The sequence below is a fragment of the Microbacterium sp. Z10_103 genome (assembly GCF_058310455.1).
Genome location: NZ_JBZEGK010000001.1, coordinates 1557438 through 1571721 on the forward strand (window position 1 = coordinate 1557438; position 14284 = coordinate 1571721).

General features: G+C 67.2%; 19 protein-coding genes. 15 read left to right on the plus strand and 4 right to left on the minus strand.

Translation table 11 applies throughout. From position 1 onward, the window contains the following. Positions 1-5: 5 nt before the first annotated feature. Positions 6-803 (minus strand): class I SAM-dependent methyltransferase, encoded by a 798-nt coding sequence (locus tag AC4FS2_RS07355; RefSeq protein WP_491152376.1) that lies wholly within the window; start codon positions 801-803, stop codon positions 6-8. Positions 804-1019: 216 nt separating this feature from the next. On the opposite strand from AC4FS2_RS07355, the gene AC4FS2_RS07360 reads away from it, so the two are divergent. The 4 genes from AC4FS2_RS07360 to AC4FS2_RS07375 all read left to right on the plus strand — a co-directional run bounded on the left by AC4FS2_RS07360 (position 1020) and on the right by AC4FS2_RS07375 (position 7400). After that, positions 1020-2687 (plus strand): catalase, encoded by a 1668-nt coding sequence (locus AC4FS2_RS07360; protein WP_491152375.1) that lies wholly within the window; start codon positions 1020-1022, stop codon positions 2685-2687. 266 nt (positions 2688-2953) lie between these two features. After that, positions 2954-4669, plus strand: a complete 1716-nt coding sequence (locus AC4FS2_RS07365; RefSeq protein ID WP_491152373.1) for a glycosyltransferase family 2 protein — start codon at positions 2954-2956, stop codon at positions 4667-4669. Between the two features lie 20 nt (positions 4670-4689). After that, a complete protein-coding gene (locus AC4FS2_RS07370) occupies positions 4690-5397 on the plus strand; it encodes an HlyD family efflux transporter periplasmic adaptor subunit (RefSeq protein ID WP_491152372.1) in 708 nt (235 codons plus the stop codon). Continuing rightward, the gene (locus tag AC4FS2_RS07375; RefSeq protein WP_491152371.1) at positions 5394-7400 is read left to right on the plus strand and encodes a glycosyl hydrolase; all 2007 of its coding nucleotides are present in this window, start codon (positions 5394-5396) and stop codon (positions 7398-7400) included. The genes AC4FS2_RS07370 and AC4FS2_RS07375 overlap by 4 nt, the downstream gene beginning before the upstream one ends. A gap of 74 nt (positions 7401-7474) precedes the next feature. Here the strand turns inward: AC4FS2_RS07375 and AC4FS2_RS07380 are convergent, their stop codons facing one another. Next, positions 7475-8212 carry an SDR family oxidoreductase gene (locus AC4FS2_RS07380; protein WP_491152369.1) on the minus strand — a complete coding sequence of 246 codons (738 nt, stop codon included), beginning with the start codon at positions 8210-8212 and terminating at the stop codon, positions 7475-7477. A 36-nt stretch (positions 8213-8248) separates the two neighbouring features. Beyond that, complete coding sequence (locus tag AC4FS2_RS07385) at positions 8249-9004, minus strand: SDR family NAD(P)-dependent oxidoreductase (RefSeq protein ID WP_491152368.1); 756 nt, start codon at positions 9002-9004, stop codon at positions 8249-8251. A 153-nt stretch (positions 9005-9157) separates the two neighbouring features. On the opposite strand from AC4FS2_RS07385, the gene AC4FS2_RS07390 reads away from it, so the two are divergent. The 6 genes from AC4FS2_RS07390 to AC4FS2_RS07415 all read left to right on the plus strand — a co-directional run bounded on the left by AC4FS2_RS07390 (position 9158) and on the right by AC4FS2_RS07415 (position 12707). Then, on the plus strand, positions 9158-9739 hold the full coding sequence (locus AC4FS2_RS07390; RefSeq protein ID WP_491152367.1) for a TetR/AcrR family transcriptional regulator: 582 nt from the start codon (positions 9158-9160) through the stop codon (positions 9737-9739). Positions 9740-10280: 541 nt separating this feature from the next. Beyond that, positions 10281-10517: a hypothetical protein gene (locus AC4FS2_RS07395; RefSeq protein WP_491176814.1), complete on the plus strand. Its 237-nt coding sequence runs from the start codon at positions 10281-10283 to the stop codon at positions 10515-10517. A gap of 160 nt (positions 10518-10677) precedes the next feature. Further along, complete coding sequence (locus AC4FS2_RS07400) at positions 10678-10911, plus strand: hypothetical protein (RefSeq protein WP_491176816.1); 234 nt, start codon at positions 10678-10680, stop codon at positions 10909-10911. A gap of 33 nt (positions 10912-10944) precedes the next feature. After that, positions 10945-11658, plus strand: a complete 714-nt coding sequence (locus tag AC4FS2_RS07405) for a hypothetical protein (protein ID WP_491176818.1) — start codon at positions 10945-10947, stop codon at positions 11656-11658. 14 nt (positions 11659-11672) lie between these two features. Continuing rightward, complete coding sequence (locus AC4FS2_RS07410; protein ID WP_491176820.1) at positions 11673-12251, plus strand: hypothetical protein; 579 nt, start codon at positions 11673-11675, stop codon at positions 12249-12251. 114 nt (positions 12252-12365) lie between these two features. After that, positions 12366-12707, plus strand: coding sequence for a hypothetical protein (locus tag AC4FS2_RS07415; RefSeq protein WP_491176822.1), 342 nt, complete (start codon positions 12366-12368; stop codon positions 12705-12707). Here the strand turns inward: AC4FS2_RS07415 and AC4FS2_RS07420 are convergent. Next, positions 12698-12880: a hypothetical protein gene (locus AC4FS2_RS07420; protein ID WP_491176823.1), complete on the minus strand. Its 183-nt coding sequence runs from the start codon at positions 12878-12880 to the stop codon at positions 12698-12700. The genes AC4FS2_RS07415 and AC4FS2_RS07420 overlap by 10 nt on opposite strands. A 245-nt stretch (positions 12881-13125) precedes the next feature. On the opposite strand from AC4FS2_RS07420, the gene AC4FS2_RS07425 reads away from it, so the two are divergent. The 5 genes from AC4FS2_RS07425 to AC4FS2_RS07445 are packed head-to-tail and all read left to right on the plus strand — an operon-like array spanning position 13126 to position 14223. Beyond that, a complete protein-coding gene (locus AC4FS2_RS07425) occupies positions 13126-13305 on the plus strand; it encodes a hypothetical protein (protein WP_491176825.1) in 180 nt (59 codons plus the stop codon). Continuing rightward, on the plus strand, positions 13302-13556 hold the full coding sequence (locus AC4FS2_RS07430; protein WP_491176828.1) for a hypothetical protein: 255 nt from the start codon (positions 13302-13304) through the stop codon (positions 13554-13556). Before AC4FS2_RS07425 ends, AC4FS2_RS07430 begins: the two co-directional genes overlap by 4 nt. Beyond that, positions 13549-13920 (plus strand): NUMOD4 domain-containing protein, encoded by a 372-nt coding sequence (locus AC4FS2_RS07435; protein WP_491176830.1) that lies wholly within the window; start codon positions 13549-13551, stop codon positions 13918-13920. The genes AC4FS2_RS07430 and AC4FS2_RS07435 overlap by 8 nt, the downstream gene beginning before the upstream one ends. Further along, positions 13913-14077: a hypothetical protein gene (locus AC4FS2_RS07440; protein WP_491176832.1), complete on the plus strand. Its 165-nt coding sequence runs from the start codon at positions 13913-13915 to the stop codon at positions 14075-14077. Before AC4FS2_RS07435 ends, AC4FS2_RS07440 begins: the two co-directional genes overlap by 8 nt. After that, a complete protein-coding gene (locus AC4FS2_RS07445; protein WP_491176834.1) occupies positions 14074-14223 on the plus strand; it encodes a hypothetical protein in 150 nt (49 codons plus the stop codon). Before AC4FS2_RS07440 ends, AC4FS2_RS07445 begins: the two co-directional genes overlap by 4 nt. The last annotated feature ends 61 nt before the right edge of the window (positions 14224-14284 follow it).

Below are 14284 nucleotides of genomic sequence, written 5' to 3' on the forward strand. Positions count from 1 at the left end.
CCTCGTCACCGCCGAGCGCTGATGAATCGTGCGGTGGACGGCAGGGCGTAGCCGCCCGACGCGGTCCGGTGCTCTTCCATCTCACTGAGCATGGCGCGGCGCGCCGCGAGACGCTGCTCCTCGTCGAGGGCACCGAAGAACGCGGCGAGTGGCCCGAAGCCGGTGTCGAACTCCCACCACGCCCCGAAGTCGGGATACGTCGTGTCCCAGTGCACCCAGGAGGCTTCGACGTCGCGGAAGCCCGCTTCGGAAAGGAACCCTTCGAAGACACCAGGTGCGCCCACCTCGCGGAACAGCGCGTCCATGTCGGGAACCGATCCTTCCGGAAGGATCCGGCGCAGCACGGAGATGCCGATCCGGGTGTAGGGGCTGTCGTCCAGGGCGCTCCACGTGGCGATGCTCAACGGCCCCCCGGCGCGCAGAATCCGCGCGGCCTCCCCCGCCGCCACAGCGAACGGGGCCGTTCCCGGCAGGAACAGACCCATCCGGGAGATGACCGCGTCGACGCTGGCGTCCTCGAACTCCAGGGCGCCCATGGACATGAGTCGGAAGTCGACGCCGAGCCCCTCTCTGTCCGACTCGGCACGTCCGGCGGTCAGCACGGCCGGATCGATGTCGATAGCCGTGATCCGCAGATCCGGGCGTCGACGAGCCAGCGTCAGGCTCAGCCCGCCGGTGCCGGAGGCCAGCTGCACCACGTGGGCACCCTCGGGCAGGCCCTCCACGGGACGGAGCAGGGGGTCGGCCAGTCCCGTCAGCAACCTCATGACGTTGGCGGTCGGGTCGGTTTGGGCGTAAGTCACTGAGGTCCTCCTGGAAACGGCGCACCGGTTGTGTGCGCCTCTGGATATAACCAGGCCACGCAGCGGTACACCATGCTCCCCCGCCCGCCGTACATACGATTGCGCGCAGCGGCCGCGCGGCTCCGCACTATAGCTCGGGGTGAGATCGTCTGCGAGGGGGGTGGAACCCTGTCCGCGACAGCGGAGGCTGGAAGGGAACCAACGAGAGGACCCGCCATGAGCGATGTCGCGAACGAACCGCCCGCACCCAGCGAAGAGGACCGCCCGATCCTGACCAACCGACAGGGTCACCCCGTCTACGACAACCAGAACTCCCGCACCGTCGGGGACCGCGGCCCGGCCACGCTGGAGAACTACCAGTTCCTGGAGAAGATCAGTCACTTCGACCGGGAGCGCATCCCGGAGCGCGTCGTCCACGCGCGCGGCGCGGTCGCGTTCGGACATTTCGAGGCCACCGGCAAGTGGGGCGACGAGCCCATCGAGAAGTACACCCGCGCCAAGGTCTTCAGCACGGCGGGGAAGAAGACCGACCTCGCGATCCGCCTCTCGACCGTCATCGGCGGTCGGGACTCCTCCGAGGCCGCGCGCGACCCGCGTGGGTTCGCCGTGAAGATGTACACAGAGGACGGCAACTGGGACCTCGTGGGCAACAACCTCGCGGTGTTCTTCATCCGCGACGCCATCAAGTTCCCCGACGTCATCCATTCGCTCAAGCCCGACCCGATCACCTTCCGCCAGGAACCGGCGCGGATCTTCGACTTCATGTCGCAGACTCCGGAGTCGATGCACATGCTGGTGAACCTCTTCAGTCCCCGCGGCATCCCGGCCACTTACCGGACGATGCAGGGCTTCGGCGTGAACACCTACAAGTGGGTCAACGCCCAGGGCGAGACGCACCTGGTCAAGTACCACTGGCTCCCCCGCGCCGGCGTGAAGAGCCTCACCGAGGCCGACGCCGCGAACATCCAAGCCGGCGATCTGGGCCACGCGTCCAAGGACCTTTACGAAGCGATCGAGTCGGGCGACTACCCGCAGTGGGACCTTTTCGTTCAGCTGATGAGCGACGACGACCACCCGGAGCTCGACTACGACCCGCTGGACGACACCAAAGTGTGGCCGGAGAACGAGTTCGAGCCGAAGCTGGTCGGCACGATGACTCTCACCAGCAACGTCTCCGACCATCACAATCAGAACGAGCAGATCGCGTTCGGCACCGGTGTGCTCGTGGATGGGCTCGATTTCTCGGACGACAAGATGCTGGTGGGTCGTACGTTCTCCTACTCCGACACCCAGCGGTATCGCGTGGGTCCGAACTACCTGCAACTGCCGGTGAACAGCCCGAAGAACGCGCGGGTGGCCACCAACCAGCGCGGCGGGCAGATGTCGTACGGCGTCGACCTCGGCGAAGGCCAGAACCCGCACGTCAACTACGAGCCATCAACCATGGGCGGGCTGCGCGAAGCCCAGTACGCGACCAAGGACGAGCAGGGTCCTGTGATCAGCGGACGCCTCACACGGGCCCGCATTCCTCGCACGAACGACTACATGCAGGCCGGTCAGCGCTACCAGCTCATGGAGCAGTGGGAGAAGGACGACCTCGTTCTGAACTTCGTGACGCTCATCGGAGAGGCGACGCCCCAGGTCCAGCAGCGGATGGTGTGGCACTTCCTCATGGTCGACGATGAGCTGGGCCTTCGCGTCGGCGAGGGACTGGGCATCACCGTGGACGATGTGAAGGACCTTCCGCCGCTGCAATCCCAGACGCTGAACGAGGAAGAGATGCAGCGCCTGCAGAACCTCGGCCATAACGGCCCGCGCGATGTGTCCGGCCTCACCATGACCCACGTCGTTCCGAACGAGCACGTGGTCGTCGACCGGAGCTGACGCACCGCGCCGCCCGACGAGACGAAACAAGCCCCGCACACTCGCGAGAGGGTGCGGGGCTTGGTGCACCCCTGGGCATGACCGCTGAGGACGCGTACAGGCGATCGTCACGCAGCGTTCACACGTGGGGAACACCGTTGACGCCGGAGGAGCGGAGCATGGAGCCAACGTTTCGGGCTCTGGGGGCACGAAACCTGGGGTAGGGATCCATGCGTGCCGACGGCGCTGCGGATGGGGGCACCGCCGTCCATGGGGAAGGGAACCCAATGGCACGCATTTCATCCACGCACCAGCGCCGCCACGGCCACTCGCCGGAGCATCCGGAGAAGGGCGGGGAGCCGACGCCCGTCATGATCCTGCTCGTCGTGATCGCGACCATCGGGGTGCTGGCGTATACGGGGTTCCTGCTCGCCCCGGGCAGCCGCGGCGATCTGCTGCCGTATGTCATGATCATCGTCGCCGAGTCCGTTCTCGTCCTACAGGCGCTGCTGTCGATGTGGACGATCCTCTCCAGCGGCCGCAACCCCCGGGATTACGCGGCGCACGAGGCCGCCGCGCGCCTCCTGCCGCGTCTGGCCCGCGGCGACGACCGGGTCCACCTCCGTGGGAGGCCGGTCATGATCGATGTGCTCGTGACGGTGTACGGCGAAGACCTCGACACCGTCCGGCGCACGGTCACGGCCGCCGTGGGGATGCAGGGCGCCCATCGCACGTGGGTCCTCGACGACGGCCGCTCCGACGACGTGCGGGCTCTGGCCGGAGCCGCCGGTGCCCGTTACGTACGCCGGCTCAGCTCCCACGGCGCCAAAGCCGGCAACATCAACCACGGCCTGACGCTGGCCAAAGGCGACTTCTTCGCCATCTTCGACGCCGACTTCGTTCCGGTGCCGACGTTCCTGCTGCAGACCATGCCGCTGTTCGTGCACGACGACGTCGCGTTCGTCCAGACCCCGCAGGTATACGGAAACCTGCACACGGTCGTCGCGCGCGGAGCCGCGTACATGCAGACCGTGTTCTACCGGTTCGTCCAGCCCGGGCGCAACCGGTTCAACGCGGCGATCTGCGTGGGGACCAACGTGGTATTCCGCCGGTCGGCGATCGACGAGGTCGGCGGGATGTACACCGACTCGAAATCCGAAGACGTGTGGACGTCACTCCTCCTGCACGAGCGAGGCTGGCGTTCGGTCTTCCTCGCCGACGCTCTCGCGGTCGGGGAGGCGCCCGAGACCATCGAGGCGTACAGCAAGCAGCAATTGCGCTGGGCGACGGGGGGCTTCGAGATCCTCCTGCGCCACAACCCGCTGGGCCTGCGGCGTCGCCTGACGATGGATCAGCGCATCCAGTATCTGGTGACGGCCACCTTCTACCTCACCGGCATCTGCCCGCTCCTGCTCCTGCTCGTTCCGCCGCTGGAGATCTACTTCGACCTGCGGCCGATGACGCTGGAGACCACCGTTTTCACGTGGGCGCTGTACTACGGCGGTTTCTACGCCATGCAGATCCTGCTCGCGTGGTTCGCCGTGGGGTCGTTCCGCTGGGAGACGCTGACCCTGGCGACGGTCTCGTTCCCGATCTACGTCAAGGCGCTGTGGAACGTCCTTCTGGGGCGGGACATCGGATGGCACGTCACCGGATCGGCGTCGCGCCGCTCGCCCTTCAACTTCGTCATCCCGCAGACCCTGTTCTTCGTCTTCCTCGCGCTGACGACAATCGTGGCCTGTTGGCGCGACGTCGAGAACGGGGCGCTCACTCTCGCCACGGCCTGGAACGCCACCAACACCCTGATCCTCGGGGCGTTCCTGGTGACGGCGCTCCGTGAAGCGCACGCCCTCGCACATCCGCAGGAACGCCTCGGGCTCCCCGCGGCGCCGGTCGTGACGGCCCCGCTGACGATCGTCGCACGACCGCTCGCGCTCGCCCCCGTCGCGGCGGAGCCCACCGCCGATGAACCGACCCTCGTGTCCGCGGGAGGTGCCCGATGACGTGGGGGAACCGGCTGAGAATGGCCGGAGGCATCCTGTGCGTGCTCGTCCTCGTGGCCGCCTTCACGGTCGTTTTCAATCAGCGGCAGCAGCGCGTCCTCTCCACGAGCGCCACGATCGCTGCGGAGAGCTTCCCGGTCGGCACGGATTACGGCGGCATCGTGACCCGGCAATACGTCGAGGTCGGCGACGAGGTCTCGGTGGGCGAGCCGCTCTTCGACGTGCGGAGCCTGCACCTGCAGCGCGACATCGCCTCGGGCCAGATCGCGGACCCCGCTGTGGCGGTCGGTGTCTCGGCGGACGGCACATCCACCATCGCGGCGACGGTGGACGGCACCGTACGGGAGATCGCCGTCCCGCAGGGCGGCTTCGCCCAGGCCGGAAGCATGCTCGCGACCGTCGACGAGAATTCCTCGCTGTTCGTGGAAGCGGAGTTCCAGCTTTCCGCACGGGACTACGCCCGGATCTCCGAGGGAAGCGACGTCGAGCTCTTGCTTCCCAACCAAGCGGTACTGCAGGGTTCCGTCGTCGGCATCGAAGTGACGACCGTCGACGGGGAGGCGCTGTCGACCCTGCGGATCGACAGCGAGGAGCTCTCGGACAAGAGCGCCACAGGCATGTTCCAGGCCGGAACCCCCATGCAGGCGACGCTGCAGCTGCGCGAAGACGGGCCTTTGGCCGGGGTCGGCGACGCGGTGCGCGATCTTCTCCGGAAGGTCGGCCTATGACCGCCCGCCGGCTGTTGCCGGCGCTGGCGCTCGTCGCGGCGCTCGCCGTCACCGGATGCACCGCCGCGACGCCCGCGGATGAGGCTGCCCCCGCCGGGGAAGACGCCGCACAGCCGTCCGCGTCGATCGCCGCGCTGCCCGTGGAGCGGATGGCCGATATCGGCGAAGCCCGCCTGGCAGAGGATCTCATCCCGCCGACCAACCGATGGTATTCCGGGCTGATCTTCGGCGCCGAACCGCAGCCGGTCTACCCGTTCCCCATCGCCTTCGCCGCCGACGACGACGCGTTCACCGTCGACCTGCCGGAGGTGAGCGCAACGGAGAAGACCATCGCCGCCTCCTTCGGCGGAGGGCTGCGCATCGGGCTGGACGCCGACCGCTTCGCGGCGGTGCGGGCCGATCCCGTGTCCGTCACCCTGCGCTGGTCGGACGGCGACGCTCCGGTCGGCGACGTCACCATCGCCGAGGGATCGCCCGTCGTGGGCTTCACCGCTGCGCGCGAGAGCGCGCTGGTTCCGGCCGCGCCGCTGCGCGCGGCCGGCGATGGGGTGTGGACGGCCGCGACAGACGGAACGAGCTTCGGGGTCGTGGCAGCCGGGGCCAGCTGGGACGGGCAGACGCTGACCGTCCCGGAGGGAGGTCATGCGCAATGGTTCGCCATGCCCGAAGGCGCCGACGTGACCGAGTGGGCCGACGCCCTGGACGCGCCGATCGAGGCGGTGCGCGTGGAGCCCGGCACGAGCGCCTCGGGTTCGTCGACCACCCTGACCTATGCCGGGACGGACAGCACCGTGCTCGTGCCTTTCCCCAGCCACGCCGGCGCGGGTTCGGACTGCGAGCTGGGCACGTTCCGCACCGCCTATGGCGAGGCGGACGCGTGCCGCGGCACGGAGTTGACGTGGACGGTGCCCGAGATCTCGCCGCGCGCCTCGTTCGATCTCGAGGCGATCGATGGTGACACCCGCGCCGCCATCCTGGCGCAGGTCGCCGCGGACCTGGATGCGACGCCCGCTCTCCCTGCGGACACCTACTACGGCGGCAAGGCCCTCGCCCGGCTCGGCGCGCTCCTCACCCTCGCGCGCGACCTCGGCGACACGGCGCTGTCCGAACGCGTCGCAGACCGGTTGTGGACGGAGCTCGCACCGTGGGCGGAGGCGGATGGCTGCCGCGAACGTGACAGTCGCTGCTTCGTCTACGACGACGAATTGCGGACCGTCGTCGGGCTGACGCCGTCCTTCGGCTCGGAGGAAGGCAATGACCACCACTTCCACTACGGCTACTTCCTGGCCGCCTCGGCCGCCCTCGTCTCAGCCCAGCCGGACAAGGCCGCTGAGCTGACAACGGTGATGGACGCTCTCGCCGCCGACATCGCCGGCGGTGCATCGGCGGAGTCGCTCCCGCGCCTGCGCGTGTTCGACCCGTATCGCGGGCACTCGTGGGCGTCCGGGCTGGCTCCCTTCGCCGACGGCAACAACCAGGAGTCCAGCTCCGAAGCGGTCGCGGCGTGGAACGGCCTGGCGCTGTGGGCCGAGACCCGCGACGACGATGAGCTGGCGCAGACCGCCGCATGGCTGCTGTCGGCGGAAGTGGCCGCCGCGCGTGCCCTCTGGCTCGAGCCCGACCCCGCCACCCTCCCCGACGGGTTCACCCACCCCGTCGTGTCGCTGACGTGGGGCGGCAAGCGCGACTATGCCACGTGGTTCAGTCCGGAACCGTCGGCGATCCTCGGCATCCAGGTACTGCCGCTGACCCCCGTCACGCTGGATTATCTGGGGCAGGAACCCGACCGCGTCGCCGTGAACGTCTCCGACGCCGGCCCACAGGCCTTCAGCGGCCCGCTGGGCGAGTACGTGCTGATGTATTCGGCGCTGGGCGGTGCGGCCCCGCGTGCCGCCGCGAGCGAGGCCCTGGCGGCTCTCCCCGGCGACAGCGTGGATGACGGCAACTCCAAGGCCGTCATGCTGGCGTGGCTCGCCGCGAGCGAGGCGGCACCCGGGCAGTGACCCGCGGACCTCTCGCAGGCGAGCCCCTCGCTACACCGGCAGCGGCACTCGCCCCGCCAGCGCCGTCATTGATCTCACGCTTGCGCCGTCGGGCGGACGACGATTTCGCCGACGTCGATCCCGTCAGGTTGTTCGATCGCGAATGCGATCGCACGCGCGATCGCCGAGGGGGGCATCGCCATGCTGTCGATCGTGCCCTGGAGGTTTGCGCGGATCTCAGGATTGGTCACCGCGTTGGCTGCCTCAGTGGACGTCATCCCGGGGGTGATGAGCGTCACACGCAGATGCTCTCCCGCTTCCTGTCGCAGTCCCTCGGTGATCGCGCGAATGGCGGATTTCGTACCGGCGTAGACGGCCATCGTCGGCACGACCCTCAGGCTCGCGGTGGATCCCGTGTTGATGATGTGGCCGGATTTCTGAGACCGGAATACGGGAAGGGCAGCTGCGATGCCGAACAGCACCCCCTTGATGTTGATGTCGACCATGGACACCCAGTCCTCCACCCGGAGTTCATCCAGCGCGGAGAGGGGCATGACGCCGGCGTTGTTGATAAGCACATCGAGTCGCCCGAAGGTCGCCGTGGCCAGCTCCACCAACATCTCGACATCGTGACGACTGCTGACGTCGACCGCGGCGTACACAGCCTCCCCACCCGCCGCGATGATCTGGGCCGCGAGCTTCTCGAGCCGCTCGACGCGACGCGCGCCGAGGACGATCTTGGCCCCCCGTTCGGCCAGGAGAAGCGCGGTTGCCTCCCCGATCCCGCTGCTGGCCCCGGTGATGGCGATCACCTTGCCGTCAATCCCGTTCATGGCGTTCTTTCCTTTCCCCGCAAGCCTGTTGGCTGTTCACACCTGGGCCAGTCCACCGTCGGCGAACAGCTCCACGCCGTGGATGAAGCTCGAATCCTCAGATGCCAGGAACAGGACAGCCTTGGCGATCTCGCTCGGTCGGCCGATACGACCGATGGGACTGCCGGCGCCCATACGGTCGACCTCCGACTGGACGCGCTGCTCGCCCTGGGCGCGGGCGATCGCGGCGCGGAGAGACTCGGTGTCGACAGCACCAGGGCTGAGCACGTTGATACGGATGCCAGACCCCTTCGTGTCCTGGATCCAGCTCCGAACGAAATCGCGCACAGCGGCCTTCGCTCCCCCGTACATGCTCATGCCACGGGGCGGGCTGATGGATCCGGTCGAGCCGATGATCACGACGCTGGAACCCGCCGTGAGATAGGGCAGCGCCGCCTGCACTGTGAAGACCACGCCCTTCGCGTTCGTATGGAAGGTCTGGTCGAACTCCTGCTCCGTGATGGAACCAAGTGGGGCGTGGTACCCGGCACCGGCATTAGCGATCACGATGTCGAGGCGCCCGTGCCGGGCTTTGACGTCTGCGTAAAGAGCATCGACGTCGGTGAGGGAGCCGACGTCGCCGGTGAAGACGGAACACGCATCCCCCAGTGACGCGGCCGCCGCCTCGAGAGAATCCGGATGGCGGCCGGTGATGGTCACCTTGGCGCCGACAGCGATGAGTTCTTCCGCGATGGCGAGCCCGATCCCCGAACTGCCGCCGGTGACGACCGCGACCTTGTCGTGCATATCCATGAGTTCCACGATTCTTCGTTGGCGTCCGCCACGCTCGTGGCTTAGACTATTGTCGAAACGGACAGGTGTCCGTTCGGTCTGCGACGTTAGCGGACAGCTGCCCGTTTAGCAATGCCCCGGCTGACCTGTGCCCGGGAACTCGAAGGAGCTGGTGTGACCCCGCCGACAGATCACGCCGGCAGTCAGCCCCACATGCGTGCGGATGCTGCGGCGAATCGCCAGAAGATTCTCGACGCCGCCCGCGCGGTGCTCGCACTCTCCGGAGATGCCACGATGCAGTCCGTCGCGAAGGCGGCCGGGGTCGGGCAGGGCACCCTTTACCGGCACTTCTCCACGCGCGAAGCGCTCATCATGGCAGTCCACCGGAACGACGTACGTGCGCTGGTGGAGGCCGCGCCGAAGCTGGCGTCCTCACGGCCAGCTCGCCAAGCACTCCGCGAGTGGCTCGACCAGCTCGCGGCCTACGGCAAGGTCAAGCACGGCCTTGCCGACGCGCTTTACTCCGCCATGCGGGAGACGCTGTCCGAGGAGGGGTACAGCTCGATCGTGGACGCCATCGCTCTGCTCCTGGACGCCGGGAAGGCGGAGGGCACCGTGCGACCGGATATCCAAGCCGAGGAGATGATCCTGCTGGTCGGGTTCCTGTGGCGTATAGAGACCGATGCCACGTGGGAGGCACGCTCGAGCCACTTGCTCGATCTCGTCATGGACGCCACGCGTCCGCCGGCCTCATAACCCCCGGCTCGGCCGCCGCGAACAGGAGCGTGCGCCCTGTGACGAAAGAAGCCCCGCAAACTGGCGAGAGTTTGCGGGGCTTCGTGCACCCCCTGGGACTTGAACCCAGAACCCACTGTTAGGGAGCCCCGTTAATGAGGGGTAACGGCGGGTATTAGACGCTCCCGTCGTCAGCCTCGCGCGGGCGATTCCGACCCCTGTTAACGGCTCGATCCGTTGGTGAGTGCTGGCGCTTGTTGGTCCGAAAGTACTGGGTAAGTACTGGATGACGTTGGAGTCAACCCCTCGCTCCCCCGGTTGCGCACACGCAGGACAAATCATTCTTGTCTGTCTGTTGCGCGCAGCAGACGGGGTGTGTATTCTCATCCATGTAGCACCCACCCACCCACGAATCCTGGCCGGAGGAGAAGACGGAAATGTACCCGCACAGAAGGAGACCGTAAGCCCGGCCGATGACGCCCGGGCTAAGACCAAAACGGCACGCACCCCCTGGACCCAAAAGCATTCCCCCCGGATGCTGACCCAACCCGAAGGACGCATGGTGACTGACAGGACTCCCCCCGATAAGGGGACACCCCTTCATAAGGCGGAGGTGATCGCCGCGGTGGAAGCAAGCTACGCCGACACCCGAACGCGCCTCGCAGGCAACCCCGAATACGAGCGCCTCCGCCTCCTCGCCACCGAGGAAGAAGCGTCCGGGTCACCGTACTTCTTCCACCGCAACCACCTCGCGATCTACATCGAGGTCGAGACCCCATGGCCGGCGGTGTCGCGATGAGAGTCCGATGCGTCGGCTGCGGTGCCGAGCTCCCGCTCAACGAGACCAGCGTCCACGACGCGAAGTGCGGGTGGCACTCCCACCACCCCGGTTGGACGCGCTGCAAGCACAAGGGCGACTGCTACGTGCCCGTCGAGCAACTCTCGCAGGAGGACGCGGCATGACCGACATGAGAAGTGCGCTGCGCGTGGAGCGGACCCGCAACGGGCACGCCAACACGAGCGCCCGACGCAACTGGAAGGTAATTGACCACACGGGGCCGAAGGTATTCACCCGAGTTTTTGTCTTCTCGACCTGGTGGGCTGCGATCCGAGCCGCGGACCGGCTCGCCAACCGGAAGCCAGTAGACACGTGGGGCCTGGTGTCTGTGCACACCGACCGGACGACGGCATGACCGGCCGACGGTCCTTCTGGATGGTGCATTGAGATGCCCAGGATCATCGACTTCTACTGCTGCCAGGGCGGCGCATCCGCCGGGTACAAGGCCGCCGGCCTCACGCCTTACGGTGTGGACCTGGACCAGCAGCCCCGCTACCCGTTCCCGCTTTGCCAGATGGACGCGCTCGAAGCGCTCACCACCCTCAACCGTGGCGGTGTCCTAGAGTTCATCCACCCTGACGGGACGAGCGAGTGGCTCGGCCTGGCGGACTTCGCCGCCGCGCACGCATCCCCGCCGTGCCAGTCGTTCCTCAACCTCGGTGCCGTGAACAAGGCGCTCGGACGCGACTACGACTACCCGAACCTGATCGGCCCCACGCGGGATCTCCTGATCGACTCGGGCCTGCCGTTCGTGATCGAGAACGTCGAGGACGCCAAGGCGCACCTGATCGAGCCGGTGCGGATCTGCGGGACCGGCCTCGGGCGACCGTTGCGCCGGCACCGCCTGTTCGAGTCCAACGTCCCGCTCACCGGCGTCCCCTGCGCGCACGGCGCGTTCACCGAGCCGCGGTACTGGACCGGCTGGCGACCCAAGGGCGAGAAGCGTCTATCCACGGTCGTGCAGGTCTACGGCAACGCCGGCGGCCAGAACGAATGGCCGGCGGCGATGGGTATCGACTGGATGGACCGACATGGGTTCGTTGAAGCGCTGCCCCCGTCGTACACCGAACACATCGGCGCTCACCTTGCCGACCACATCTGAGAGAAGGCAGCAGCATGAAACTCGCCTACGCTGACCCGCCGTACTTCGGGTACGGGAAGTTCTACGACGAGCACCACGAAGAATCCCGGGTCTGGGATGACCTCGAGACCCACCGTGGCCTGATCGCCCGTCTGTGCGACGAGTTCAGCGACGGATGGGCCCTCAGCCTCACCAGCGGGAACCTGCACGACATCCTGCCCCTCGTGCCGCATGAGGCCAGGATCGCCGCCTGGGTGAAGCCGTTCGCGTCATTCAAGAAGAACGTCTCGCCGGCGTACACCTGGGAGCCAGTTATCTTCATGCGGACCCGGAAGCACGACATCACCACACCGACCGTCCGTGACTATCTGGCGGAGGGAATCACCCTGCGGCGTGGCCTCGTCGGCGCGAAGCCGGAAGCGTTCTGCTCTTGGGTGCTCGACCTGCTCGGCTGGCATCCCGGAGACGAGGTGGTCGATCTGTTTCCCGGGACAGGCGTGATGGGCCGCGTAGTCGAGGCTCGATCGTTCACAGGGGAGGCGTTGACGCAGCCGCAACTCGCGTTCGCAGGACCCCAGGCTCCAATCCCAGAGGTTGGGGCGACTGATGACTGAGGCCGAGCACAGCGGACAGCACGACTTCTACCGCGACCGCAACTGGCAGAAGTGCCACGGCTGCGACTACCTCGAACCCATCGGAATGACCTACCTACCGGAAGGCGAATGAGCATGGCTGAGCAGTACACGCCCACCACCGACCCGCTGACCGACGTCGATTCGGTCGCCCGAGTTCTCTGCGCTATCGAGGGACGCCGTACCGGGCGCTCGCTCGATGAAGTCGTCGCTCCTGGCGTCGAACTGTGGATGCGTCACCGCTACGAGGCTGAGCGGCTGATCGATGACTTGCAGCCCCTATGGGCCGCCCATGACGCCCATGTACGCGCCGAAGCGTGGGATGAGGGGCTCTCAGCGGGCGCAGATCGCTGGATGGACAGCCGTGAATTCGGCGAACCACCCGTCAACCCATACCGGGTCAAGGGAGGAACCAGCGCGCCGGAGGATCAGCGTTGAGCGGCGCGAGCGGCTTTCATCGCGGCCTGGTGGCTCATCCCGAGCGCGCGGCCGATAGCGGGCCAGGAATGCCCGGTAGCGCGGGCCTCGGCGATGAGTTCGGCGCGGCGGGCGGGCATCCCGTTCATCCGCTGTTGGAAAGCGGAGAGGGTTTCGAGGATGTCGTCGGCCATGCTCAGACTGTAACTGGGGTTGCAGGCAGCGCGCAACTCTGCAACCATGGTTGCATGCCCGATCGACCCGCTCGCGACCTCACGCTCACTCACCGCCGACTCGGACTCATGGACGTTGTCAAGACTGAAGACGGTCGCTACGAGAACTGGTCATACGCGGAACCTCGAACGATTGAGGAGTGGGCTCGCCTCGGGTGGATGGCCCCCTCGCGCACGCACACAGACCAACAGGACAGGGGTCTGTGATGCCTAGGTCACTTGACCGCGCGGTAGAGATCGACGCTGCGCGCCGCGCAATTCAGCGGGAAAAGCCGTACGACATCAAGCGGGAGACGCGCTGGCAGTACGAGGACCGCCTCGCTGCCGCGGCTCGCGATGCCGTCGCAGACGTTCACCAATACCGTGCTGAGGAGGCACCGAAATGAAACTGTCAGCATCTACCCCCCGCGTCACCCGATCACCGATCCCGGAGCGCGGCCAGGTCATCGTCATGAACGGCGAGCAGTTCGAGGACGGACGGCAGCGGATCGTCGTTGGATACGACATCCTCCCGGACCACGTCCACGACCTCGAGCGGATCCTCAACGATCGTGACGACGCCCAGGAACGCCTCGACCGCCTCGTGGCCGCGATCAACAAGGCCATGGCTGGCGCGGAGGGGAGCAAGCGTGACTGAGGAATGGCGCCCGATCGTGGGCGCCGAGGGGCGCTATGAAGTCAGCAACGACGGACGCGTGCGTAGCCTTATGGCTCCGGGCGTCACCGCCGAGACGCGCACGCCGAGCTGGGAGGTCCGCGAGGACGAGTCCGGCGTGCTGGACGAGGTGGTCTGCTTCCAGCCGGCGTCGGTGCATCTCGAGCGGATGGATAAGTGCGCGTGGTGGCTGGGGATCACGTTCGACGACGGCACCGAGGTCCACGTGGACGTGGGCGCTGTGCGTCAGGGATCAGTGAAGTCGTTCGCGAAGTACTGGATCGACGCGGCCGACGACCCGGACGGCGCGCTCACCAATCACACGGATGGGGGCGCAGATGCCTGATCGCGAGCAGATGCTCAGATGGGCGCTGGACAACCCCCAGCCGCCCGCCTCGTTCAACATCGACGCATTCAAGGGCCTGTGCCCTCCGCTCGCGCCCGGCGACGACGAGACCTGCACGCATACGCCGACCTGTCCGACCGGGGAGGAGCAGCGATGAGCGAGAACGAGGAGGCGCAGGGATGGATCTACGCCGAGGAGTACGCCCCCGATGACATCGACGCGCAAGAGGGCTTCATGAGCGGCTGGCTGCGGCACGCGCGCTGGCTCGCAGACTCCAATCCGACCGGGGAGGGGCAGCGATGAGCGGTTGCGCGTGCAAGCCTGGAACCTATGAGGACGGCTGGCAAGAGGAGCGGTCCGAGGA